The following is a 1136-nucleotide window of genomic DNA, read 5'->3' on the forward strand; positions in this document are numbered from 1 at the left end:
GGACCGCTCTTCCGCGGCCCGGCTCACCCTCTACACGAACAGCCCCCGGCGAAATCGACACGATCCATGTCACCAGTTCCCCGCCCAAGCCACCAGCAGAGCCACCGTCACGCCCGATCACGGCTTCGACCTGCATCGAAAGCCCGGCAACAGACTCTGCGCAGCAGTGGCCCTCGTCGGGGACCCCTACGGAGTGGGCGACGCTCGGCCCTGTGAGTCGGCCTTCGGCCGGACGCCGGCGCCGTGCTCCCGTACTCGGACCGACGGCGGGGGCGTCGGTGATCCGCTCACCCACAACCGGCAGGGAGTCCGCCGGGCCGGGGCCGTGCACACGGTTGGCGCGAGCACAACGGCCACGGGTGTCGCGGGCCTCGGGGGACGGGTGGTGCCGCGGGCCGGTGGCGGCAGGCCGTTCGGGGCCCGCCCCAGGACGACGTCATCCCTCTGCGGCGTCCTCCGCCTCCCAGCGCAGCAGATCGCCCGGCTGGCACTCCAGTACCTCGCAGAGGGCGGCGAGCGTCGCGAAGCGCACCGCCTTGGCGCGGCCGTTCTTGAGTACCGCGAGGTTGGCGGGCGTGATCCCCACGCGGTCCGCAAGCTCGCCCACGGACATCTTCCGCCTGGCCAGCATCACGTCGATGTCGACGGCGATCGGCATCAGATCACCTCGTCCAGCTCGGCCTGCATCTGCGCCGCTTCGACGTCGCGCGCGACGGCCTGGGCGAGCAGCATCCGCAGTACGAGCACGATGAGCGCGACTCCCAGGATCGCGACGCCGATCCCGGCCATGATGAGGGTGACACCCGGGTCGTCCCGCTGGCCCGGCGCGTTGACCGCTGTGACCGCGAACCACAGCAGGGCGGCCGCCACGATCGCGCCGATCACGCCGTCGACGTAGCGGAAGGCGGCATGGGAGAACACCGTTCCGCGGCGCACCATCGCCACCAGCCGCCATACGCAGCCCAGGGCGACCTGGGCCGTCGCCATGCCCAGGATCGTGATCAGGCGGAACGCGGTCAGCGGGAGCGACCCGTCCTCCGGGTCGCTCCCGCTGACCAGCACCCACACCATCGATGCCTGGACGAACACGGTGCCGGCGAGCACCACCACGAGTACGGCCCGCAGCGCACGCACCG

Annotated in this window: 2 protein-coding genes; both read right to left on the reverse strand. The window is 71.7% G+C overall.

Translation table 11 applies throughout. The features are described from left to right. Positions 1-436: 436 nt before the first annotated feature. Positions 437-658 (reverse strand): helix-turn-helix domain-containing protein, encoded by a 222-nt coding sequence (locus AOK09_RS36780; RefSeq protein ID WP_055591496.1) that lies wholly within the window; start codon positions 656-658, stop codon positions 437-439. Beyond that, the gene (locus tag AOK09_RS36785; RefSeq protein WP_055591497.1) at positions 658-1134 is read right to left on the reverse strand and encodes a DUF2975 domain-containing protein; all 477 of its coding nucleotides are present in this window, start codon (positions 1132-1134) and stop codon (positions 658-660) included. The genes AOK09_RS36780 and AOK09_RS36785 overlap by 1 nt, the downstream gene beginning before the upstream one ends. Positions 1135-1136: the final 2 nt, after the last annotated feature.

The organism is Peterkaempfera griseoplana (genome assembly GCF_001418575.1).
In the GTDB taxonomy this organism is placed as follows: domain Bacteria; phylum Actinomycetota; class Actinomycetes; order Streptomycetales; family Streptomycetaceae; genus Peterkaempfera; species Peterkaempfera griseoplana.